The sequence below is a fragment of the Ruegeria sp. YKSF070 genome (genome assembly GCF_059612725.1).
Genome location: NZ_JBXWRD010000004.1, coordinates 59,170 through 81,212, shown reverse-complemented (window position 1 = coordinate 81,212; position 22,043 = coordinate 59,170). Strand labels below are relative to the sequence as shown.

Genomic DNA, 22,043 nt, shown 5'->3' with positions numbered 1-22,043 from the left:
AGCACGGGGGACCCGGACATGAAGATCGCCACGTTCAACATCAACGGGATCAAGGCCCGCGCCCAGGCGCTCCCAAACTGGCTGGATAACGCCCAACCCGATGTCGTGCTGCTGCAAGAGATCAAGTCGGTGGACGAGGCTTTCCCCCGCGATCTGTTCGAAGAGCGCGGATATAACGTGGAAACGCATGGCCAGAAAGGCTTCAACGGGGTGGCGATCCTGTCGAAACTTCCGCTCGAGGATGTCTCGCGCGGGCTACCGGGCGACGAGAGCGACGAACAGGCGCGCTGGATCGAGGCCACGGTGGTGGGCAAACAGGCGCTGCGGATCTGCGGGCTCTACCTGCCCAATGGCAACCCGGTCGAACTGACCGAGGAAGGCAACGCAGTGCCGGGCGGAAAGTACGACTACAAGCTGCGCTGGATGGAGCGGCTGCGGACCCGCGCGGCAGAGCTGTTGGCGGCAGAGGAACCGGCGCTTATGGCGGGGGATTACAATATCATCCCGCAAGCCGAGGACGCCAAGCGCCCCGAGGCCTGGCGCGAGGACGCGCTGTTTCGGCCCGAAAGTCGCGCCGCCTTTCGCCGGATCCTGAACCTGGGCTTTACCGAGGCGTTCCGAGCACGGGTGCAGGGGCCGGGTCATTACTCGTTCTGGGACTATCAGGCCGGCGCCTGGAACCGCAATGACGGTATCCGCATCGACCATTTCCTGCTGACCCCGCAGGCCGCCGACCTGATGCGCGATTGCGGTATCGACAAGGAGGTACGCGGCGGCGACAAGCCGTCCGATCACGTGCCTGTCTGGGTCGAGCTGGATATCTGAGCCGCCGGGGGGTCCGGGGGCGCTGCCCCCGCCGCGCAAGCGCGACTCCCCCGAGGTATTTTCGAACAGAAGAAAGAGAGGGCCGTTTACGCGCCCTTTGTCACGTCATGGCGGTAGAGCCAGTCGAACTGGCGCACCATGCGGGCGGGCGCCAGCCTGCCGCCCAGCGACAGGGCCAGATGCGCGGGACCGCGCAGCGGGCTGCGCAGGTGGTATTTCCAGGCATTGCCGTTAGCCGCCGCGATCACCCGGCGGGCGCGGGCCTGACGGCGGGCCTGATAGGCGGCCAAACCCAGTTCGATCCCCGGCGCCTTCCCCAGTTCATCGGCCAGCACCCAGGCGTCTTCGAGCGCCATGTTGGCGCCCTGTGCCATGAAAGGCAGCGTCGGGTGGGCCGCGTCGCCGACCAGAGTGACCCGGCCCCGATGCCAGGTTTCCGCCACCGGATGACGGAACAGACCCCAGAGGCCTGGCGCGCTGACCTGCGCCAGAAGGGCGGCGGGCAGGCCGGTGAAATCTGCAAACGCGGCGCGCAGGTTGGCGGGGTCGTCGGACTGGCTCCAGCTTTCGGCGGTCCAGTCGTTGCGCTCCTGCACCGCGACCAGATTGACCAGGCTTCCACCCCGCAGCGGGTAGCAGACCAGATGTCGCCCCGGCCCCATATAGACCCGCGCCTCGTCCGGCAGGCCGACCATGTTGGGTACGGTCGCGCGCCACGCAACCTGACCGGTGAAGAAAGGTTTGCCCGCCCCGTTCAGCGCGGCGCGGGCGCGCGAGTGCAGCCCGTCTGCCCCCACCACCAGATCGGCCGTCAGATGGGCCCCATTGCACATATGCAGGACCGGTGGTGACCCGGGATCGACACGGTCCACTTTCTGCAACAGCCTGACATGCACGCCTGCCCGGCGCACCGCCTCGGCCAGAAGGTCGACGAGGTCCGCACGATGTACGAAGGCATAACGCTGGTCGCCCGCATGGCGCACCAGGTCGAGCCGCACCACCTCTCCCGGACGGCGGTAGTCCGACAACACCACCGCGCGACCCCGGACCGAAATCTCCTCGAAGGCCGGGCCAAGCCCCAGCGCGCCCAAGACCGCGGCGCCATTGGGGCTGACCTGGATCCCGGCGCCCACTTCGGCGATGGCATCGGCCTGTTCCAGCACCGTGACATCGGCGCCGCGCGCCTTGAGCGCCAGCGCCGCCGCCAGGCCGCCGATCCCGGCGCCCACCACGATGATCCTGGTTCCGAACATTCCCATGCGCCCCCTTTAACGCAAAAACGCCGGGGCGAAAGGCCCCGGCGTTTCCGCTGATTGTCGCAGGTCGCGACATCAATCGTCGCGATGGACTTTTTCCCGGCGCTCGTGGCGTTCCTGCGCTTCGAGCGTCATGGTCGCGATCGGGCGCGCATCCAGACGCTTGAGCGAGATCGGGTCACCGGTCACCTGGCAGTAGCCATATTCACCGTCATCGATGCGACGCAGCGCGGCGTCGATCTTGGCGACCAGCTTGCGCTGACGATCGCGGGTTCTGAGTTCCAGCGCCCTGTCCGTCTCTTCGCTGGCGCGGTCGGCCACGTCGGGAATGTTGCGCGTGCTGTCTTGCAACCCTTCGATCGTGTCGCGGCTGCCCGCCATCAATTCGTGTTTCCAGTTGATCAGCTTGCGGCGGAAATACTCAAGCTGACGATCATTCATGAAAGGCTCGTCTTCGGCCGGGCGATAGTCTTCCGGCAGAAAGGATTCCGGCTTCATCTGTGCTCCCTCGGTCTGGCCTACAACGTCCGTTTCGGTAATATGTTCAGACATTCGGCTCCCCCTTCTGCCGCAGCGTTTATCCGACGAGCCAGGGAATGTCACTACACAAAGACAAGTGACGGCGGCCAAAAATCCGCCCTGACCGGCAATTCATCGCACCCGCTGAAAACTAGGCGCAAACCCTTGTTTTTTTATGAATTCGGGCCGGCACCACAGAGCTCGGGTGGAAACTGACGTTACGACATATGCAGAGGAAAGGCTCAATTTGTAAGCCTTGCGGAGGGAAACAGCCTGTTTCCGGTCTCGGGCGCGACGCGGCGGCGCGCCTTGCCAAAGCGAAACGCGCGCTTTACCTGAAGGCCAAGCACGACAGGATGAGGGCCGCCATGACCGCACGTTTCCAGGGGACCGCCGAATATGTGGCGACCGACGATCTGACGATTGCCGTAAACGCCGCCGTGACGCTGGAGCGCCCGCTGCTGGTCAAGGGCGAGCCCGGCACCGGCAAGACCGAGTTGGCCAAACAGGTCGCGGGCGCGCTGGGGTTGCGGATGATCGAGTGGAACGTGAAGTCTACCACTCGTGCACAGCAGGGCCTCTATGAATATGACGCGGTCAGCCGTCTGCGCGACAGCCAACTGGGCGAGGAGCGCGTGCATGATGTGAGCAACTACATCAAGAAGGGCAAGCTGTGGCAGGCCTTTGACGCGGACGAGAAAGTGGTTCTGTTGATCGACGAGATCGACAAGGCCGATATCGAGTTCCCCAACGACCTGTTGCAGGAGCTCGACAAGATGGAGTTCCATGTCTACGAGACTGGCCAGACCATCCGCGCCCGGCAGCGCCCCATCGTCATCATCACCTCGAACAACGAAAAGGAACTGCCCGACGCGTTTCTGCGGCGCTGTTTCTTTCACTATATCCGCTTCCCGGACGAGGCCACCATGCGCCGCATCGTCGAGGTACATCATCCCGGCATCAAGGAAACGCTGCTGACCGCCGCACTGACCCAGTTCTACGAGATTCGCGAGACACAGGGGTTGAAGAAGAAACCCTCGACGTCCGAGGTGATCGACTGGCTGAAACTGCTGCTGGCCGAGGATCTGACCGCCGAGGATCTGCGCCGCGACGGGGCCAATGCGCTGCCGAAACTGCATGGTGCGCTGCTCAAGAACGAACAGGACGTGCACCTGTTCGAACGGCTGGCCTTCATGGCGCGGGGCAAACGCTGATTCACGCGAAATTGGTGACAGATCGAGGGCGGTTCGTTTCGAGTCGCCCTTTTTGTTTCCAAAAAAGTGGTAAACGGGGCCTTAATCGTCCTTCGCGCGCTTGCCCCCGGAGGGCTGCGGATGCCACCATGTCCTTGTCAGAGCGGTAACCTTACGCCCCGACAAAGATTGACAGGTTTGGTAACGTTGAGCAGCAGTAACACGATGACAGTCAAAAGCGCCTTTTCCCGTGCCGTCTCCCGCCCGCTGTTCCGGGCGCTTGCCCTGGTCTCGGGCCTCGGCCTTGCCGCCTGTGATACAGTCCCGCTCGAGGATACGCCGACCCGCGCGCAGACGCCCGGCCTGACGCTGGAGCCGATGAAAAGCTTTGGCACCACACGGGTACAGCCGCCGCAACGGTCGAACGGCAATATCGCGGCCGATTTCCTCGCCCTGCATTTCCAGCTGGAAAGCGGGCGCGACCTGCCGGTGTTTACCCGGTTCGAGACCCCGATCACCGTGCGCGTGACCGGTTCGCCGCCCGCCAGCCTGCAACCGGATCTGACCCGGCTGCTGGGGCGCCTGCGCGGCGAGGCCGGGATCGACATCCGTCAGGTCAGCGACGCCAGCGCCAATATCACCATCGAAGCTGTCAGCCGCGAGGAGATTGGCCGCGCCCTGCCCCATGCCGCCTGTTTCGTGGTTCCCAACGTATCGAGCCTGGCCGAATTCCGCCGTGACCGCCGCAAGGACAAGACCAACTGGGCCAACCTGCGCAAGCGCGAGCGGCTGGGCATCTTCGTGCCTTATGACAGCAGCCCGCAGGAACTGCGCGACTGCCTGCACGAGGAACTGGCGCAGGCAATCGGGCCGCTCAACGACCTCTACCGCCTGCCGGATTCGGTGTTCAACGACGACAATATCCACACCATCCTGACTGGGTTCGACATGCTGGTGCTGCGTGCCACCTATGCGCCGGAGCTGCGCAGCGGCATGAGCCAGGCCCAGGTCGCCGCGGTGCTGCCCGACCTTCTGGGCCGGCTCAACCCGCGCGGCGTCACCGTTGCCGCGCAGCCGGTCGTCTCGACCCCGCGCGCCTGGATCGATCAGGTGCAGGCCGCACTTGGCCCCGGAACGGCCTATCAGGCCCGGCTGGACGCCGCCAGCCGAGCCGCGCAGATGGCCCAGTCCTGGGGCTGGGTGGACCAGCGCCGCGCCTTTGGCCACTACATGCTGGGCCGCATGCTGCAAACCGCCGATCCCGACCTGGCACAGCGGCATTTCATGACCGCCATGCAGGTGCTGCAATCGACACCGGGCACCCGGCTGCACCAGGCCTATGTGACGACCCAGACCGCCGCCTTTGCCATCTCGCGCGGCGATGGTGCCGGGGCGCTGGCCCAGTTGCGCCCGATGCGCGACGTGGCCGCCCAGGCCGAGAATGCGGCGCTGCTGGCTACCCTGATGATGCTCGAGGCCGAGGCGCTGACCCTGTTGGGCAAAACCGACGCGGCCCGCGACCTGCGGCTGGACAGCGTCGGCTGGGCGCGGTACGGGTTCGGCTCTGACTGGGCGGTTCGGGCCAAGATGCAGGAGATCGCGGCGCTGAACCCCCGCAACGCACTGGGCGGGTAAGAAACGCATGATTGTCATCGCAGCGGCGCTGTTTGGCGCCCTGCTTGGCGGGCTGACCGCCAAGCGACGTAACGGCACAACCGCGGATATCGCGCAATATGCTGCGGGCTACGCGATTGCCTTCGCGCTCCTTGGGATGATAGCAACATTGGTGATCCACCGTCTGATGGTCTGAGCCGATGTTCCTGCCCTTTTTCGAGAATTTGCGCAAAGCCGGGGTGCCGGTGTCGCTGCGCGAATACCTGACCTTTCTCGAAGGCATGAAAAAGGGGCTGGCCACTTACGATGTCGAGGCCTTCTATTACCTGGCCCGCGTCTCGATGGTGAAGGACGAGCGCAATATCGACAAGTTCGACCGCGCCTTTGCCGCCAGTTTCAAGGGGCTCGAAGAGATCACCTTTGAGCAGGTGATGGAGGCCGTGGACATCCCCGCCGACTGGCTGGAGAAGATGGCCGAGAAACACCTGTCGCCCGAAGAAAAGGCCGAGATCGAGGCGCTGGGCGGGTTCGACAAGCTGATGGAGACGCTGCGCGAGCGGCTCAAGGAACAAGAGGGCCGCCACCAAGGCGGCAACAAGTGGATCGGCACCGCCGGCACCTCGCCCTTTGGCGCCTATGGCTACAACCCCGAAGGGGTGCGCATCGGCCAGAAGGAAAGCCGCCACCAGCGCGCGGTCAAGGTCTGGGACAAGCGCGAGTTCAAGAACCTCGACGACACGGTCGAACTGGGCACCCGCAACATCAAGGTGGCGCTGAAACGGCTGCGCCGCTGGGCGCGCGAGGGCGCGGCGATGGAACTGGACCTGGACGGCACCATCCGCGCCACCGCCGAACACGGCTATCTGGACGTCAAGGAACGGCCCGAACGGCATAACGCGGTCAAGGTGGTGCTGTTCCTTGACGTGGGCGGCTCGATGGACCCTCATGTGAAAGTGGTCGAAGAGCTGTTTTCAGCGGCGCGCGCCGAGTTCAAGCATCTTGAGTATTACTACTTCCACAATTGCCTCTACGAAGGTGTCTGGCGCGACAACCGCCGCCGCTGGGATGCGCAGATTCCCACCCATGAGGTGCTGCGCACCTATGGGCCGGATTACAAATGCATCTTTGTGGGCGATGCCTCGATGAGCCCCTACGAAATCGCCTATCCCGGCGGTGCCAACGAGCATTGGAACCAGGAGGCAGGCCAGGTCTGGCTGGCGCGCGCGCGCGAGCAATGGGCCAGCAACCTCTGGATCAACCCGGTGCCCGAGAAATACTGGGACTATACCCATTCGATCGGCATGATCCGCGAGATATTCGAGGACCGTATGGTGCCGATGACCCTGTCGGGGCTGGAACAGGGCATGCGGGTGCTGACCCGCTGACCGTCAGCTGCGCGGCGGCCAGCAGCGTCATGCATTCAGTACACGACCCCAGCGTTAACCCTGTCCACATCACCGGATAAAAGGGCAGAACTCTGCCCAGGATGGCGCCCTGCCCACCGTGCCGCCCCGTCATCGGCGGCTTGCCGCTTGCCCCGGACCCCGGAACGCCCCATATCTGAACCATGTTGCGCGTCACCCCGATCCTGCTGGCGGTTCTCTACGCCTTTGCCATGTACCATTTCTCGGCCTGGCGGACCCGGCGCGAGCTGGATGCCCGCTCGACCGAGCTGGCCGACCCGGCGCTGAAACGGCTGACCGACCGGCTGGCGGCGGCGCTGGGCGTGGCGCGGGTGCCGGTGCATATCTACGAGATCGACCCGGTCAACGGGCTGGCCGCGCCAGACGGGCGCATCTTCATCACCCGCGGCTTCTATCGAAAATATCAAAGCGGCGAGGTCACCGGCGAAGAGTTGACCTCGGTCATTGCGCATGAGCTGGGGCATGTGGCGCTGGGCCATTCGCGGCGCCGGATGATCGACTTTTCCGGCCAGAACGCCATGCGCACCGCGCTGGCCATGCTGCTGGGCCGTTTCATCCCCTTTTTCGGGGTCTGGATCGCCAATATGCTGACCACCCTGCTTGCCGCGCGACTAAGTCGCGCCGACGAATATGAGGCCGACGCCTATGCCGCCGCCCTGCTGACCAAGGCCGGCATCGGTGTGGCGCCGCAAAAGGCGCTGTTTCACAAGCTTGACGCGCTCACTGCGCAGCGCGCCGGGGTGGCGCCCGCATGGCTGCTCAGTCATCCCAAAACCGCCGAGCGCATCGCCGCACTTGACCGGCTCGAAGCGCGCTGGCAGGCGCATTGATCCTCAGGACCGACCCGCATGCTCTATTCCTTGCTCGACCTTGCCCCGGTGCCCGAGGGCAGCGATATTCCCCAGGCGCTGGCCAACAGCGGCGATCTGGCCGCACATGCCGAGGCCTTGGGCTATCATCGCTACTGGCTGGCCGAGCATCACAACATGCCCGGCATCGCCAGCGCCGCGACCGCGGTGCTGATCGGCCATATTGCAAGCCGGACCAAGACAATGCGGATCGGCGCGGGCGGCATCATGCTGCCCAATCATGCGCCCTATATGGTGGCCGAGGCCTTTGGCACGCTGGCGTCGCTCTATGGCGACCGCTTCGACCTGGGCCTGGGTCGGGCGCCCGGCACCGATATGGCTACCGCCCGCGCGCTGCGCCGGGGTCTGTCACAACAGGACAGTTTCCCACAGGATGTGATCGACCTGATCGGCTTTCTTGGCCCCGAGGATCCAGAGGCACGGGTGCGCGCCTTTCCCGGCCAGAACACCCATGTGCCGGTCTGGATCCTGGGCTCCAGCCTCTATGGCGCGCAGCTGGCCGCGCAGTTGGGCTTGCCTTACGCCTTTGCCTCGCATTTCGCGCCTCAGGCGCTGGAAGAGGCGCTGGAGGTCTATCGCCGCAGCTTCCGCCCCTCGGTCTATCTGGGCCACCCCCATGCGATGATGGCGATCAATGTCTTTGCCGCTGAAACCGATGCCGAGGGGGTGCGCCTGCGCACCACCATGCAACAGGCCTTTGCCCGGCTCAGGCTGGGGCGGCCCGGCAAACTGCCGACGCCGGTTGACGATATCGCCGCGCATCTGGATCGCGCCACGCTGGCCGGGGTGAATGCCGCGCTCAGCGTCTCGGCGGTGGGCAGCCCCGAGACGGTGCGCGCCGATCTGACCCGCATCATCAACAGATATCAGCCCGACGAGGTGATCCTGACCGGGCAAATCCACGATCACACCGCGCGCAAACGCTCGTTCGAGATCGCAGCCGGGATCCTGCGCTCACTCTGAGCGGTGGTGTTCCAGCGCCTTGCCCAGCCGGGGCAGCCGCGCCTTCTTCATCAGGCTGCGCAGGGTCCATGTCTCGCCCGACAGACGGTTGGCCTCATCCAGCACTTTTGCCGCCATGCGCGCGAAACCCTCTGGATCGTCATTGAAAAATTGCAAAAGGAACGCATCCGGGTCGATCCGCTCCAGCCCTTCCTCGGCCAGGATATTGCGCGGAAAATCGGCGCGGTTGAGGGTCACGATCACATCCGCCGACCCGGCAACGGCGGTGGCCAGCACATGGATATCCGCCGGATCGGGCAGCCACAGGCGTGCCTCGACACCCGGAGCGTGCGGCACTTCGGCTTTCGGCCAGGCGGCGCGGGTCAGGGCGATCTCGGCGCGCGCCTGAGCCTCTCCCGCCGGTCCCAGCTTGACCGCCGCGCGCGCCCATTCCTCAAGGATGCGGGCCGACCAGAGCGGAGTGAAATGCCCCAGCCGCGCCGCGCCCAGCAGCATCTCGCGCATGACCGTGGGATAGATCACGCAAGTGTCGAGCACCGCTTTCACAGCCGAAAGAACACCGCCTTGAGATAACCGCTCTCGGCCAGTTGCGGCAGCTGCGGATGATCCGCCCCGGCAAAGCCAGTGTGGATCAGCTGCGCGCTGCGCCCGGCGCGGCCGATGCCGCGCACGCTGGCCTCGCGGAAGCGCGACAGATCGGCGGCATGCGAGCAGGAGCAGAGGCCCAGATAGCCGCCCGGGCGCACCAGCGCCGCAGCCAGCCGTGCAACCCGTTCATACGCACGCAGCCCCGCGTCCAGCGCCTGTTTCGAGGGCGCAAAGGCGGGCGGATCACAGATCACCACGTCGAATGTCTCGCCTTCCTCGCCCAACGCGGTCAGCACGTCAAAGGCGTCGCCCTGCCGCGTCTCGAACCGCCCGGCCAGACCCGAGGCCAGCGCCCCCTGTTCGGCCAGCGCCAGCGCCGGGGCCGAGCCATCGACCGCCAATGCGCTGCCCGCGCCGCCGGCCAGCATCGCCAGCGCAAAGCCGCCCACATGAGAGAACACGTCGAGCACCCGCGCGCCCTGCCCCGCCAGCCGCGCGGCAAAGGCATGGTTGGGGCGCTGGTCGTAGAACAGGCCGGTTTTCTGGCCACCGGTCAGGTCGGCCATATAAGTGGCGCCATTCATCAGCACCGGCACCGGTGCAGTGGGGGCAGCCCCGGCCAGCACCGCGTTTTGATCGTCGAGCCCTTCGAGCGCGCGCGTACGCCCCGAGGCATTTTTCAGAACCGTGCTGACACCAGTCACCTTGATCAGCGCAGCACTCAGCAGTTCCAGATGCGCCTCGGCCCAGGCGGCATTGGGCTGAATCACGCAGGCGTCACCGAACCGGTCGATGATGACACCGGGGAACCCGTCGGCTTCGGCGTGGACAAGACGGTAAAAGGGGGCGTCAAACAGGCGTGCGCGCAGCGCCAGCGCCCGGGTCAGCCGCGCCTCGAACCATGCGGCGTTCAACTCCGCCTCGGGGTCGCGGTCCAGCATCCGGGCCAGGATGCGCGAGCCGGGATTGACCGCCACCAGCCCCAGCGGCGCGCGGTTGTCATCCTCGAGCACCGCAACCGTGCCCGGCGCGATCTTGCGCGTGCGGCGGTCGGTGACCACCTCGTTGTCGAATACCCAAGGCGCCCCGTGACGGATGGCACGGGCGTTTGCCTTGGGCTTCAGGCGGATGCGGGGACGGTCAAAAACGTCAGAGGGCGCTGTCATGAGCGCCCTCTTAATCCCATTCCGGTTGGCTGGGAAGTGTCAGAGACGATTCATCACCTGGATGATGCCCAACGAGGCGTTCTCGTACCCTTTGGGGTTGGTCAGCTCTTGCTGGATCACCCAGGTCAGATGGTCGGTGATCCGGACCTTTTGGGTCTGACCGCGCGCCTCGGCATTGATCGCCTGCTGGCCGCCAAAGGCCTCGAGATCGGCGCGGACTTCGCGCGGCGGCATCAGCTGCTCGCCGGTGGCCGGGTCCTTGAGGACGATGTCGAAGGTGATCGCATGTACACCGCCGGTGGTATAGCGCGCCTTTTCGGTCAGCGCGTGAAAGCGTTTTACCACGATTTCAAGGTCGGCATTGACCGGGCCATTCAGAGGGCTGACACCGCGCACCATCGCGTCCTGCACGATCTTCTGCACCTGGGCGTGACGGTCACCGATCGGATCCTCGCGCCACACGATGTCGCCGCGCGGCAGATAGCTGTTGCGCTCGGACACCTTGAGCGAGCGCGGCACCAGCACGGTGACCGAGTTGATCGATACCGGCGCCTGTCCTGCCACCAGCCCGGCAACACCCGGCTCCTGCGTGGCAGCGCGAGCGACGCTGTCGGTGTGCGGGATCACCACCTGACCCACCGCCGCGGTAGGTTGGACCCGATACTGGGGCTGCAGCAAGTCATAACCGGCCGGGGTCGTGATCGACGTGTTCGGCAATTGCTCGTAAGGGGCGTTCCGGGTCGGAACGTCGACTGCCGTGCAGGCTGCAACTGACAGGCCCAAACCGGCGAGCAGGATCATCCGCATGGTCTTCATGTCTCTTCTCCTTATTCGGGTCTCGACTCCCACAGCCATGCCCGTTTGAGGAGAATTTGCCCCGCAATTAGGGCAACTTTGCGACAAATTCCGTACGATTCAGAGATTGTTTCCGATATGGGATCACTCAGTTTCTGGGTCTGCTGCGCCAGCCACCGCGCCGACGGGGCGCCTGTTCGGCGTTCAACCCGTCCTGCATGACGGCGGTCATCGGGTGGTCGGGTGCCTCGGCCCCATAGCGACCATGCAGATCCGCAAGCGCATCGCGCTGGTCGGTTCCCACCGGCAGGCTGAGTGCCCAGTCGAGGAAGATGGTGCGGCACTCGGGGCCCGTGATCCCCTCGATCCTGTAGGCCTCGTAGATCAACCCCTTGGGGTCATGCGGGTCACCCGTCTTCGGCATCCTTTGTTCCTCCCACCGCCGCGCCGATCAGCGCCGCCGCTTCGGCATATGTCGTCTCCAGCGCCGCTTCCAGCGACGCCATATCCTGAAACCCGGTGCTGCGGCAGAGGAAGGCCGCGCCGCCCTCGCCGATCCGCTCCGCGTCGATCATCTCGCCCGACAGCAGCCGCGCCGCCGTCTGTACCGACCAGCATAGGTCATAGGCACGGGTCAGCGACTGCGCATCCGCGACATCCAGCCATCCGGCGGCGACCGCCCCCTGCAATCCCTGCGCCACATCGCGCGCGGCGCTGCCTGACAACAGCGCGCCGGTCTGGGCTACCAGTTCGATATCCAGCATCCGGCCCGGCCCGGTCTTGGCGTCCCACACCCCGGCGGGCTGTTTCGCCGCCGCCAGCCGCGCCCGCATCTCGGCCACTTCGCGCAGCACCTTGTCGCGGTCGGCGGGGCGGCTCAGCAACTCTTGCCGGAACCGCTCGATATCCGCACCCAGTGCCTCCGACCCCGCAACCGGACGGGCACGGGTCAGCGCCAGATGTTCCCACACCCAGGCCTCGTTCAGCTGATATTCGGTAAAGCTGGTCCAGCTGGTCGCCACCGGCCCCTGTGTCCCCGAGGGACGCAGGCGCATATCGACCTCGTAGAGCTTGCCCTGCGACATCGGCGCGGTCAGCGCGGTAATCAGCGCCTGCGTGAGCCGCGCGTAATAGGGCCGGGTCGCCAGCGGGCGCGGCCCGTCCGAGCCTTCGGCGTCTTCGGGGTCATAGATCACGATCAGGTCGAGATCGGATTGCGCGTTGATCCGCCCTGCCCCCAGCGAACCCATGCCCAGCACCGTGGCGCCGCGCCCGGGCGGGGTGCCGTGTTTGCGGGCGAATTGCGCCTCGACCACCGGGAACAGCGCCGAGATCACCGCCTCGGCCAGTTCGGCATATTGCGCGCCGGCACGGGCGCCGTCGATGAGCCCTCGCAGATGATGCACGCCGATGCGGAAATGCCATTCCTTGGTCCAGCGCCGCGCCATGTCGAGCCGGGCCTCGTAATCGTCCTCGGCGGCCAGACGCTCGGCCAAATCGGCCCGCAGCGCCGCCCCGCCCGGCCAGTCGTCGAAGAACGAACCGCCAATCACCGCATCGAAGACCGATGCATTGCGCGACAGAAACGCCGCCAGCGCATGGCTGGTGCCGACGATATCGACCAACAGGTCGATCAGCTGCGGATTGGCCTCGAACAGGGAAAACAGCTGCACCCCTGCGGGCAGCCCGGCCAGAAAGCCATCGAGCGCCAGCAGCGCCTCGTCCGGTTTGGCGGTGCGCGCCAGCCGCGCCAGCAGTTCGGGCTTCAGCCGTTCGAAAATGCGCCGCCCCCGTTGCGAGCGCAGCGCCGGATAGGTAGGCCAGCGCGACAGCACATTGTCGTCGAACACCACCTCTGCCGGCAGGGCGGGCGCCGGGGCGGCGGCGCTATCGGGGGCAAAGAAATCCTCGGTCAGCCGGTGCACCTCGGTCAGGCGCCGGGTCAGGTCGGCGCGCAGTTCCGCGGCATCGATCCCCATCAGGCAGGCCACTCGGGCAATGCCCTCTTCGGTTTGCGGAATGCGGTGGGTCTGGGCATCGTGTACCATCTGGATACGATGTTCGACCTCGCGATGGGCGCGGTAGTGGCGGGTGAGCGCCTCGGCCACCTCGGGCGGCACCCAACCCTTGGCCGCCAATGCCGCCAGCCCCTCGACCGTGCCGCGTAGGCGCAGGTCACGGTCGCGCCCGCCTGCGATCAACTGCCGGGTCTGGGTAAAGAACTCGATCTCGCGGATACCGCCCCGGCCCAGCTTCATGTCATGGCCCGGAATGGTCAGGGCGCCGCCGGTGCCCTTGTTTTCGCGAATGCGCAGGCGCATGTCATGGGCGTCCTGGATGGCAGCGAAATCCAGATGACGCCGCCAGACAAAGGGGCGCAGGGTTTCCAGGAAGCGCGCCCCCGCCGCCAGATCGCCCGCGCAGGGCCGCGCCTTGATATAGGCGGCACGTTCCCAGGTGCGGCCAAGGCTTTCGTAATAATGCTCTGCCGCCTCCATCGCCAGACAGACCGGGGTGACCGCCGGATCGGGGCGCAACCGCAGATCGGTGCGGAACACATAGCCATCGGCGGTCTTGTCGCTGAGCGTGGCGCAGAAATTGCGGGTGGCGCGCACCATGCCCTGACGTGCCTCAAAGAAATCGTCGGGCTCGTAGCGGGTTTCGTCAAACAGCACGATCAAGTCGATGTCCGAGCTGTAGTTGAGCTCATGCGCGCCCATCTTGCCCATGGCCAGAATCACCATCCCGGCGGCGGTTTCAACATCCGCTTCGGTCTGCCCCGGCAGCTTGCCGCGCCGGATCAGGGCGGCGATCTCGGCCTTGGCGGCCAGATCGGCGGCCAGCGCGCCGAAATCGGTAAGCAGCGCGGTCACCTTCTCCAGCGGCCAGGCGCCCGCCAGATCAGCCAGCGCGGTCAACAGCGCCAGTCGCCGCTTGGCCTGTCGCAAACCGGGTTTGAGTTGATCGGGCGGCAATGCGCGGGCCGCGGTCAGTTCGGCGGCCACGGCCGCATCGGCATCCTCGAGCGCGGGCGCCAGCCAGGCTGCCTCGGCCCGCATCAGCCCCATCAGATAGGGGCTGGTGCCCCCCGCGCCGGCCACCAGTTCGGCCAGATCGCCCCCCAGATCGGGCAGCAGGGCACGCGCCTCTGCTCCCAGGTCGGGGTCATAGGCACGGGGGAGTCGGGTGATGGCAAGGCGTGTGGTCATGCGCCAAATAGCGCAGCCGCCCCTCCCGCCGTCAATGCGTCAAAACTTGACCTTTGCCAGCGGAGCGGGCAGTCCTGCGGCATGAGCAAGAGCCTGAAACGGGTCCGCGCCGCACTTGAGGCCGCGCAGGTGACCACCGAGATCCGCGAGACGGGAAACGCCCGCACCGCCGAGGATGCCGCCGCCGCTGTCGGTTGCGCGCTGAACCAGATCGTCAAGTCGATCATCTTTCAGCAAACGGGCGGCAATGCTCTGGCGCTGTTTCTGACCGCAGGCGGCAACCACGTCGATCCGAACCGTGCCGCTGCCCTGTTCGGCGCTCCCCTGTCACGCGCCGATGCCGATACTGTCCGGAACAAGACGGGTTTCGCCATCGGCGGTGTCGCACCCGTCGGGCATCTGTCGCCGGTGGCCAGTTTCATGGATCCCGCGCTGATGGCCTTTCCGGTGGTCTGGGCCGCCGCAGGCACGCCGCGCCATGTCTTTTCGATTGCCCCGGCAGAGCTTCAGCGCCTGACCGGCGCCGAGGCCTCCATTTTCGTCAGGATGGGTTGATCAGCGCGAGAACCTGGCCGAGCAGCACGGTCCAGCCAAACAGCCCCAGCGCCATACTGGGCAACAGCCACCAGCCCGCCGGCATCCGATTGTCCCGGCACCGTACGTCCTGACCTGTGTTATGTGCCGTCTTTTCCGGCATGGTCGCCCCTGTTTCCCTAACGACAAGAGTATAGGTTCTGAAAATTATGAAAACCTAAATTTTCCGATTACGCAACTCCTGATTGCGTATTGCTCGAACACTCGCCTAAATCGTGATGTAAATCTTTTTCACATACCCTCTTGCATTGTCTCGCCCACCGCCCCACATCGGTAATGTGAAAGGCATTCACATCAACTGATCTGGAGACAAAGATGACCATGATGACCGACCCCGTCGCCGCCCCGTCAAATCCGGGTTGGCTGCACCGAAGCGAAGCCTGGCTGGACAGCAAGGGCAAAGGCGCCTGGATCGCTGCCATGGTCCTTGGCTTCGTCTTCTTCTGGCCCATCGGCCTCGCCCTTCTCGCCTACATGATCTGGAGCAAACGCATGTTCAGCAAATCCTGCACCCGCCGCAAAGCCTGGAGCCATCACGGCATGCGGGCGATGTCGACCACCGGCAACAGCGCCTTTGACGCCTACAAGGCCGATACGCTGGCCCGCCTGGAACGCGAGCAGGCCGATTTCGAAGCCTTCCTGCACCGCCTGCGCGAGGCCAAGGACAAGGCCGAGTTCGACGAGTTCATGGACGAGCGTGCCCGCACGGCCCGCGACGACAAGAGCGACGACGACGCCTGAGCCCGATCGGCCGCCCCTATGCGGGGCGGCCATACATCGCAAACGGATCCAGCCCCGATGACCCACCTTCCCCACCCCGACCATCAGCCGGAATTCTATCAAAGCATTCCCGCCAAACGCTTCTTTGCCTGGGTGTTCGACACCTGCGTGATCCTGATGCTCAGCCTCATTGTGGTACTGTTGACCGCCTTTGTCGGCGCCTTTGTCTGGCCGCTGCTTTATCTGGTGGTGGGCTTTGTCTATCGTGTCGCCACCATCGCCGGCGGCTCGGCCACCTGGGGCATGCGCTTTGTCGGGATCGAACTGCGCGACGCCTATGGCGCTCAGTTGAACGGCGGCCAGGCGCTGGCCCATACCACAGGCTATACCGTCAGCATGGCACTGCCGATCCTTCAAGTGATCTCGATCCTGATGATGCTGACCGGATCGCGCGCCCAGGGCTTGACCGATGCGGTGCTGGGTACCGTGGCGCTGAACCGGCGGGCCTACGCTTAACTCTTGTGACTTTGTTCACTTGGCGGGTCCCGGATCGGTTGTTATCATCCGCCGAGGAACAGACGGGACCCCTATGCGCCACACCCTGCCCATTGCGCCACAATTCTACGTGACCGCTCCGCAACCCTGCCCCTATTTGCCGGACAGGATGGAGCGGAAACTGTTCACCGCGCTCCAGGGTGAAGGCGCCGAACGGCTGAACAATGCGCTGTCACAACAGGGGTTCCGCCGCTCGCAGAATGTGCTCTACCGCCCTTCCTGCGCCGATTGCGCCGCCTGTCTCTCGGCCCGGATCGACGTGGCGTCCTTTCAGCCCAGCCGCAGCCAGAAACGCGCCCTGCGCCGCAACGCGCATCTGACCCGGCGCGCGACCTCGCCCTGGGCCACCGACGAACAATACGAACTGTTCCGCCGCTATCTCGACAGCCGCCATGCCGATGGCGGCATGGCCGACATGGATGTGTTCGAATTCGCCGCGATGATCGAAGAGACGCCGATCCGAAGCCGGGTGATCGAATATGCCCATCGCGACACCCGTGCGCTGACCGCGGTCAGCCTGACCGATGTGCTCGATGACGGGCTCAGCATGGTCTATTCCTTCTACGACCCAGACCTGCACCGGGATTCGCTTGGCACCCATATGATCCTCGATCACATCGACATCGCACGCGAGGCGGGTCTACCCTATGTCTATCTTGGCTATTGGGTGCCCGGCAGCCCCAAGATGGGTTACAAGTCCCGCTTCTCAGGGCTCGAAATCTATCTGGGCGGTCGCTGGCAGGCGATGAAAAACCCGCAGGCGCATGACGCCATCCAGCATCCGCTGTCGACCGATCCCATCGCCGAACAGGTCGCGAATATCCAGCTCCCTGACCGCTGGCCCACCCGCGACTGAGATTGTTTCTTCCAAGGGAGTGAAGGCGTAGCCACCCGCAGACGCGATCCACGTCTCAACCGCCGGTGCCCCCCCGGTCCTGCATCTTCCTCTTGCCTGAAATATCTCGGGGATGAATTGCCCCAGAGGGGCAAGAAGGGGCAGCGCCCCTTGACCGGAACTCAAAAAGCAAAGGGGGCCCAAAGGCCCCCTTTTCCGTTTGGTAACACCCAGATCAGTTCGGGATCAGCGCCGGAACGATGGTCACGATCGAGGGGAAGCTCCACAGGATCGCGATCCCGACCACCTGGATGATCACGAAAGGCACGATGCCGCGATAGATATGGCCCGTGGTCACCTCCTTCGGCGCCACCCCGCGCAGATAGAACAGGGCAAAGCCGAAGGGTGGCGTCAGGAACGAGGTCTGCAGGTTCACCGCCACCATGATGGTCACCCATTTCGGGTCGAAGGACCCGCCATAGATCACCGGTCCGACGATCGGAATCACGATATAGATGATCTCGAGGAAATCGAGCACGAAGCCCAGCACGAAGAGCACCAGCATCACGATCAGGAAGACCTTGAACTCGTTGTCGAAGCTCTTCAGGAACTGCTGGATGTAATGCTCGCCGCCAAAGCTGATCACCACCAGATTGAGCAGCTGCGACCCGATCAGGATGGTGAACACCATCGAGGTCACCTTGGCCGTCTCACGCACGATCGGTGACAGCACACCGCCGGCAAACAGCACCCAGCAGCCGAACAGCAGTCCGCCCAGCGCATAGATATAGGTCGCATAGGCAAAGACGAAAGCGATCCAGGTTTCGACACTGACACCGTCCTGATTGATGCGCAGGTCGAAATTCACCCCGATCAGCAGGCAGATGATGATGGCGAAGGTGGACCATATGATCACCTTTCCCGACCGGCCCTCATCCCGCAGCTTGCGATAGGCCGCCAGCATGATGGCCCCGCCCGCGCCCAGCGCCGCCGCCGGAGTGGGGTTGGTGATACCACCCAGGATCGACCCCAGCACAGCGATGATCAGAACCAGCGGCGGGAACACCACCCGGATCAGATCATTGCCGGTGCAGCGGATCGCCGCCTCCTTGCAGCCATACAGCCCCAGCGCCAATGGCAGCAGCAGGATCAGCACCGTGACACCGGGCGAGGTCAGCGGCCCGATGAGCAGCATGTCGGCCAGCAACATCAAGACCAGCCCCAGCCCGCCCACGAGCAGCGGTTTCGGGTCGCGGGAAGGCGCGATGCCCCGGCCCACAACCAGCGTCAGCCCCAGCAGTACCGCGATCACCGCGACACCGGTACCGATCGGCGCGGCATCGGCGATCTTGGTGGCACGCGCCTCGGCGATCTCCTCTTCAGTCAGGCGGTGCGATTCCTGCACCCCGCCTGCGGCGTCGATGGCTTCCTGTTCGGCGACGGCCGCGTCCCAGGCTTCCTGCCCGTGCAGCTCAATCATCGAGGCCTTGCAGTCCGGCCCCACATTGGTACGCAGGCTGGCGCTCTTGGATGTGTCCGAGAAGGTCGAGACGGTCACGTCCTGACTGCCTACGACACCAAGACTGCCCAGCAGCAGCACCCCGGCGATCAACGCCACCGGCGCTCCCAGCAGCCAGGTAAAGCCCTCGCCGCGGGTGATCGGCTCGCCCGAGCCACCGCCCAATTCAACCGCCGGCGCCTTGTCCGGGTTAAGGAGCGCATAGCCAAAGGCATAGAGCGCATAGAGCAGCGCCAGCAGGATACCCGGCAGCAGCGCCGCCTGGAACAGGGTACCCACCGACACGACCGCAGGTTCACCCAGATAGGTCAGCGCGTCGGTACAGCCCGCCTCAATGGCGCGGCTTTCCTGCGCGGTCGAATAGAGGTCGCCCGCCAGGGTGCCCAGCAGAACGATCACGATCGAGGGTGGAATGATCTGCCCCAATGTGCCGCTCGCCGCGATGACCCCGGTCGCCAGTTCTGGCGAGTAGTTGTTGCGCAGCATGGTGGGCAGGGCCAAGAGGCCCATGGTAACCACAGTCGCACCGACGATCCCGGTCGAGGCGGCCAGAAACGCACCCACGACCACAATGGACACCGCCAGACCGCCGGGCAGCGGGCCAAAGACACGCGCCATGGTGGTCAGCAGATCGTTGGCGATCTTCGAGCGTTCCAGCGTGATCCCCATCAGCACGAACATCAGCACCGCCAGCAGCGTCTCGATGGACTGGCCGGCCAGCACCCGCTCGTTCATCCGGTTGACGATGAAGGACACGTTGCGGTCCATCGCCGTCTCCCAGCCGCCCTTGAACACATGTTCGGCGATGCGGGGCAGTTCAGGGTATCTGAAGATCGAGATCGCATCGGGTTTGACCCCGGCTCCGATCAGCTCTGCATAGGCCTGAGACGAAGTGTCGATGGCCTGGTGGATCAGCAGACCCGCGCTGTCCAGCGCGGCGATGATGCCGAATGAGATGACGCCGGCGCCGCCGATGGCAAAGGCCACCGGAAATCCCGACAGGATGCCCCCGAAGAGGCAGAGAAATACAATAATGAGGCCGACTTCGACGCCATCAAGACCGAATAGCATGTTCCCGGTTCCTATTCTTAATGCGTGCCTTCATAGGCCTCTTCGCCCTCGCCAAGAGTATCCTTGTCGAGATATTTACCCGCACTGCTCTCGCCTTCGACGAATTCGAGCCATGAGCGATAGAAAAAGGCGACTGCGTGGATGAACACCATGGCCGCAAAGGTGATCAGCAGGATCTTGAACAGGAAATACCCGTTGAACCCGTTGGGACTGAACCCGATGGTCTCCACGTTCCAGCGCAGCGCCCGAGATTTCATCAGCAGGCGGTCAAGCTGGTCGCTGGCCGAAGGGTTCGGCACGATCAGGTGCCGCCACAGGAAGTACCAACCGTAAAGCCAGGTCACCACCGCCATCGGCATCATGAACAGAAGCGAGCCCGCCATGTCGACCACCCGCTTGCCGCGGTGGCTGAGGCCGGAATAAATCAGGTCGACGCGGACATGACCGCCCTGCACGAATGTGTAGGTGGCGCAAAGGCAGACAACCATCGCGTTGTAAAGCTTCAGTTCCTCGGACCACCAGCTGACGTCCAGCGTCACCGGGATGCCAAAGCCAAAGGACAGATCGGGCCGCGCAAAGACGCGCTGCATGAACACGATGATGATCTGTTGCAGCACCATCAGCAGGCCCGCCCAGGCAAAGAAACGCCCGACCGTGTTGGCGAAACCTTCGAGCCCGCGCACCATCAGCCACATGAAGGGACGGAAATACATGCCGATCGCCGTCAGGATCAGCACGAAGGTGAAGACCACGAAGAAGAACTCGACCGAGCCGCCGTAATAGACAAAGCGCATGATCGAGGCCTTGTCGGACCAGTCCAGCCAGAGCTGCGGATGGGTCACCGCATAGCCGAAATTATAGAATGCCTCGGCGATGTTCTGAAACAGCCAGATCAGGCCGTTCCATAGGGCGCCGAAAAAGGAGATACCGTTATCGTCCTGCATGATGTCCCCGATTCAGGAGTGCCGGATCGTCCTGCGGAACAGCGCCGCAAGGTCCTAGCAAAGCGTAGGCCCCCCGCCCTGGGGCGGGGGTCCGGTATTGGCCGCTTGGCGGGATCAGCCCAGAACGCGGTCGCGCTGTGCGGTGTAGACGCCCGACGAGATGTTCAGCCAAGCCGACGACGATTTCATCGACGCCATGGCGCTGTCGTGGATCTTCTTGAACAGCTCGTCGCCCATGTTCTCGGCCATGACTTCCTGGCTGGCCTTGCCGAAGGCATCCCAGACGCTGTCGGGGAACTCCAGGACCTTGACGCCACCGGCTTGCAGGCGCTGCAGTGCCGAGCCGTTGTTGGACAGGAACTGGGCCAGGTTCCACTGGTGGCACTCAGCCGAAGCAAGCTCAATCATCTTCTGCTGTGCGGGGCTAAGGCTCTCGAACACGTCGCGGTTGGTGGCAACCGACAGACCCGCGCCCGGCTCGTGGAAACCAGCGGTGTAATAGGTCTTGGTGATTTCCTGGAAGCCGGCCTTTTCGTCCGCCCAGGGTCCGATCCACTCGGTGCCGTCGATGGCACCCGAGGACAGCGCCTGGTACACTTCCGAACCCGGAATGTTCTGAACGCTTGCGCCCAGCTTGCCCAGCGCCTTGCCGCCCAGGCCCGGCATCCGGAACTTCAGACCGTTGAAATCCTCGGGGCCATTGATCTCTTTCGAGAACCAGCCACCGGCCTGCGCGCCGGTGTTACCGCCCAGGAAGGATTTCAGGCCAAAGATCTGGCCCAGCTCGTCATGCAGCTCGTGGCCGCCGTCGTGATAGTACCAGTTCACCAGTTCCTGCGCGGTCATGCCAAAGGGCACGGCGGTGAAGAACGCATAGCCCGGGTGCTGACCGACGAAGTAATAGTCGGCGCCGTGATACATATCTGCCTGGCCCGAGGAGACGGCGTCGAACACTTCGAACGCGCCCACCAGTTCGCCGGCGGCCTTCAGGTCCACGGTCAGGTTGCCATCCGACATTGCGGTGATGTTGTCGGCGACGCGCTGTGCCGAGTCATGCACACCGGCCAGACCGCGGCCCCAGGTGGTGACCATGGTCAGGGTCCGCTTGCCCTGAGCATAGGCCGGAGCGGCCAGAGCGGTGGTGGCGGCCGCGGCAGCGCCGCCCATGGCCGAGGTTTTCAGAAAAGAACGACGATCCATAAGAGTATTTCCTCCCCTTGCAAGTCATGGACGCCCGCCGAGTCATCCCGGTGGGCGGATCGTTTCCAGTGGCGCAAGGGTAACGAGCGATGATCCGCTCTGTGAATACCTAGTACTACGTAGCGGCGCGGAAAAATGTGGCCACTGGCCTTGAAATCCACTGTTTTTCGGGCGCTGCGCGACC

Annotated in this window: 22 protein-coding genes; 11 read left to right on the top strand and 11 right to left on the bottom strand. The window is 64.5% G+C overall.

Features of this window, described 5'->3' with window-relative positions; genetic code table 11:
• Nucleotides 1-18 precede the first annotated feature (18 nt).
• Nucleotides 19-825 (top strand): exodeoxyribonuclease III, encoded by an 807-nt coding sequence (gene xth / locus AC2FL1_RS03310; protein ID WP_496875966.1) that lies wholly within the window; start codon nucleotides 19-21, stop codon nucleotides 823-825.
• Nucleotides 826-911: 86 nt separating this feature from the next.
• Here the strand turns inward: xth and AC2FL1_RS03305 are convergent, their stop codons facing one another.
• A complete protein-coding gene (locus tag AC2FL1_RS03305) occupies nucleotides 912-2,084 on the bottom strand; it encodes an FAD-dependent monooxygenase (protein ID WP_496875965.1) in 1,173 nt (390 codons plus the stop codon).
• Nucleotides 2,085-2,156: 72 nt separating this feature from the next.
• Complete coding sequence (dksA, locus tag AC2FL1_RS03300) at nucleotides 2,157-2,633, bottom strand: RNA polymerase-binding protein DksA (protein ID WP_496827613.1); 477 nt, start codon at nucleotides 2,631-2,633, stop codon at nucleotides 2,157-2,159.
• Between the two features lie 335 nt (nucleotides 2,634-2,968).
• On the opposite strand from dksA, the gene AC2FL1_RS03295 reads away from it, so the two are divergent.
• The 6 genes from AC2FL1_RS03295 (at nucleotide 2,969) to AC2FL1_RS03270 (ending at nucleotide 8,663) form a co-directional block, all read left to right on the top strand.
• Nucleotides 2,969-3,814: an AAA family ATPase gene (locus tag AC2FL1_RS03295; RefSeq protein ID WP_234145444.1), complete on the top strand. Its 846-nt coding sequence runs from the start codon at nucleotides 2,969-2,971 to the stop codon at nucleotides 3,812-3,814.
• Between the two features lie 204 nt (nucleotides 3,815-4,018).
• Nucleotides 4,019-5,428 carry a DUF2927 domain-containing protein gene (locus AC2FL1_RS03290; protein WP_496875964.1) on the top strand — a complete coding sequence of 470 codons (1,410 nt, stop codon included), beginning with the start codon at nucleotides 4,019-4,021 and terminating at the stop codon, nucleotides 5,426-5,428.
• 7 nt (nucleotides 5,429-5,435) lie between these two features.
• Nucleotides 5,436-5,603, top strand: a complete 168-nt coding sequence (locus tag AC2FL1_RS03285; protein WP_011048221.1) for a hypothetical protein — start codon at nucleotides 5,436-5,438, stop codon at nucleotides 5,601-5,603.
• Nucleotides 5,604-5,607: 4 nt separating this feature from the next.
• Nucleotides 5,608-6,792, top strand: a complete 1,185-nt coding sequence (locus tag AC2FL1_RS03280) for a vWA domain-containing protein (RefSeq protein WP_234145442.1) — start codon at nucleotides 5,608-5,610, stop codon at nucleotides 6,790-6,792.
• A gap of 182 nt (nucleotides 6,793-6,974) precedes the next feature.
• On the top strand, nucleotides 6,975-7,661 hold the full coding sequence (locus AC2FL1_RS03275) for a M48 family metalloprotease (RefSeq protein ID WP_234145440.1): 687 nt from the start codon (nucleotides 6,975-6,977) through the stop codon (nucleotides 7,659-7,661).
• A gap of 18 nt (nucleotides 7,662-7,679) precedes the next feature.
• The gene (locus AC2FL1_RS03270) at nucleotides 7,680-8,663 is read left to right on the top strand and encodes an LLM class flavin-dependent oxidoreductase (protein WP_496875963.1); all 984 of its coding nucleotides are present in this window, start codon (nucleotides 7,680-7,682) and stop codon (nucleotides 8,661-8,663) included.
• Here AC2FL1_RS03270 and AC2FL1_RS03265 read toward each other — a convergent pair.
• From AC2FL1_RS03265 to AC2FL1_RS03245, 5 genes are all read right to left on the bottom strand, one after another.
• Complete coding sequence (locus AC2FL1_RS03265; protein ID WP_496875962.1) at nucleotides 8,655-9,209, bottom strand: RSP_2648 family PIN domain-containing protein; 555 nt, start codon at nucleotides 9,207-9,209, stop codon at nucleotides 8,655-8,657. The two genes, AC2FL1_RS03270 and AC2FL1_RS03265, sit on opposite strands and share 9 nt — an antisense overlap.
• Nucleotides 9,206-10,417, bottom strand: coding sequence for an RSP_2647 family RNA methyltransferase (locus AC2FL1_RS03260; protein WP_496875961.1), 1,212 nt, complete (start codon nucleotides 10,415-10,417; stop codon nucleotides 9,206-9,208). Before AC2FL1_RS03260 ends, AC2FL1_RS03265 begins: the two co-directional genes overlap by 4 nt.
• Nucleotides 10,418-10,456: 39 nt before the next feature.
• The gene (locus AC2FL1_RS03255; protein ID WP_496875960.1) at nucleotides 10,457-11,233 is read right to left on the bottom strand and encodes a DUF6778 family protein; all 777 of its coding nucleotides are present in this window, start codon (nucleotides 11,231-11,233) and stop codon (nucleotides 10,457-10,459) included.
• A gap of 127 nt (nucleotides 11,234-11,360) precedes the next feature.
• Nucleotides 11,361-11,636: a hypothetical protein gene (locus tag AC2FL1_RS03250; RefSeq protein ID WP_496827600.1), complete on the bottom strand. Its 276-nt coding sequence runs from the start codon at nucleotides 11,634-11,636 to the stop codon at nucleotides 11,361-11,363.
• Nucleotides 11,620-14,421, bottom strand: coding sequence for a [protein-PII] uridylyltransferase family protein (locus AC2FL1_RS03245; RefSeq protein ID WP_496827598.1), 2,802 nt, complete (start codon nucleotides 14,419-14,421; stop codon nucleotides 11,620-11,622). The genes AC2FL1_RS03250 and AC2FL1_RS03245 overlap by 17 nt, the downstream gene beginning before the upstream one ends.
• Nucleotides 14,422-14,502: 81 nt before the next feature.
• Between AC2FL1_RS03245 and AC2FL1_RS03240 the strand changes: the two genes are divergently transcribed.
• Nucleotides 14,503-14,976 (top strand): YbaK/EbsC family protein, encoded by a 474-nt coding sequence (locus AC2FL1_RS03240; RefSeq protein ID WP_496827596.1) that lies wholly within the window; start codon nucleotides 14,503-14,505, stop codon nucleotides 14,974-14,976.
• Here the strand turns inward: AC2FL1_RS03240 and AC2FL1_RS03235 are convergent.
• The gene (locus AC2FL1_RS03235; RefSeq protein WP_496875959.1) at nucleotides 14,963-15,118 is read right to left on the bottom strand and encodes a hypothetical protein; all 156 of its coding nucleotides are present in this window, start codon (nucleotides 15,116-15,118) and stop codon (nucleotides 14,963-14,965) included. The genes AC2FL1_RS03240 and AC2FL1_RS03235 overlap by 14 nt on opposite strands.
• Nucleotides 15,119-15,330: 212 nt before the next feature.
• Here AC2FL1_RS03235 and AC2FL1_RS03230 point away from each other — a divergent pair, with 212 nt between their 5' ends.
• From AC2FL1_RS03230 to AC2FL1_RS03220, 3 genes are all read left to right on the top strand, one after another.
• Nucleotides 15,331-15,756: a DUF2852 domain-containing protein gene (locus tag AC2FL1_RS03230; protein WP_496827592.1), complete on the top strand. Its 426-nt coding sequence runs from the start codon at nucleotides 15,331-15,333 to the stop codon at nucleotides 15,754-15,756.
• 57 nt (nucleotides 15,757-15,813) lie between these two features.
• On the top strand, nucleotides 15,814-16,251 hold the full coding sequence (locus tag AC2FL1_RS03225) for an RDD family protein (protein ID WP_496827590.1): 438 nt from the start codon (nucleotides 15,814-15,816) through the stop codon (nucleotides 16,249-16,251).
• A 73-nt stretch (nucleotides 16,252-16,324) separates the two neighbouring features.
• Nucleotides 16,325-17,146: an arginyltransferase gene (locus AC2FL1_RS03220; protein ID WP_496875958.1), complete on the top strand. Its 822-nt coding sequence runs from the start codon at nucleotides 16,325-16,327 to the stop codon at nucleotides 17,144-17,146.
• A gap of 214 nt (nucleotides 17,147-17,360) precedes the next feature.
• Here AC2FL1_RS03220 and AC2FL1_RS03215 read toward each other — a convergent pair whose 3' ends face one another.
• The 3 genes from AC2FL1_RS03215 to AC2FL1_RS03205 form a co-directional block, all read right to left on the bottom strand.
• Nucleotides 17,361-19,715 (bottom strand): TRAP transporter large permease, encoded by a 2,355-nt coding sequence (locus AC2FL1_RS03215; protein WP_496827588.1) that lies wholly within the window; start codon nucleotides 19,713-19,715, stop codon nucleotides 17,361-17,363.
• 17 nt (nucleotides 19,716-19,732) lie between these two features.
• The gene (locus tag AC2FL1_RS03210) at nucleotides 19,733-20,659 is read right to left on the bottom strand and encodes a TRAP transporter small permease subunit (RefSeq protein WP_496827586.1); all 927 of its coding nucleotides are present in this window, start codon (nucleotides 20,657-20,659) and stop codon (nucleotides 19,733-19,735) included.
• A 114-nt stretch (nucleotides 20,660-20,773) separates the two neighbouring features.
• Nucleotides 20,774-21,859, bottom strand: a complete 1,086-nt coding sequence (locus AC2FL1_RS03205; protein WP_496827584.1) for a TRAP transporter substrate-binding protein — start codon at nucleotides 21,857-21,859, stop codon at nucleotides 20,774-20,776.
• Between the last annotated feature and the right edge of the window lie 184 nt (nucleotides 21,860-22,043).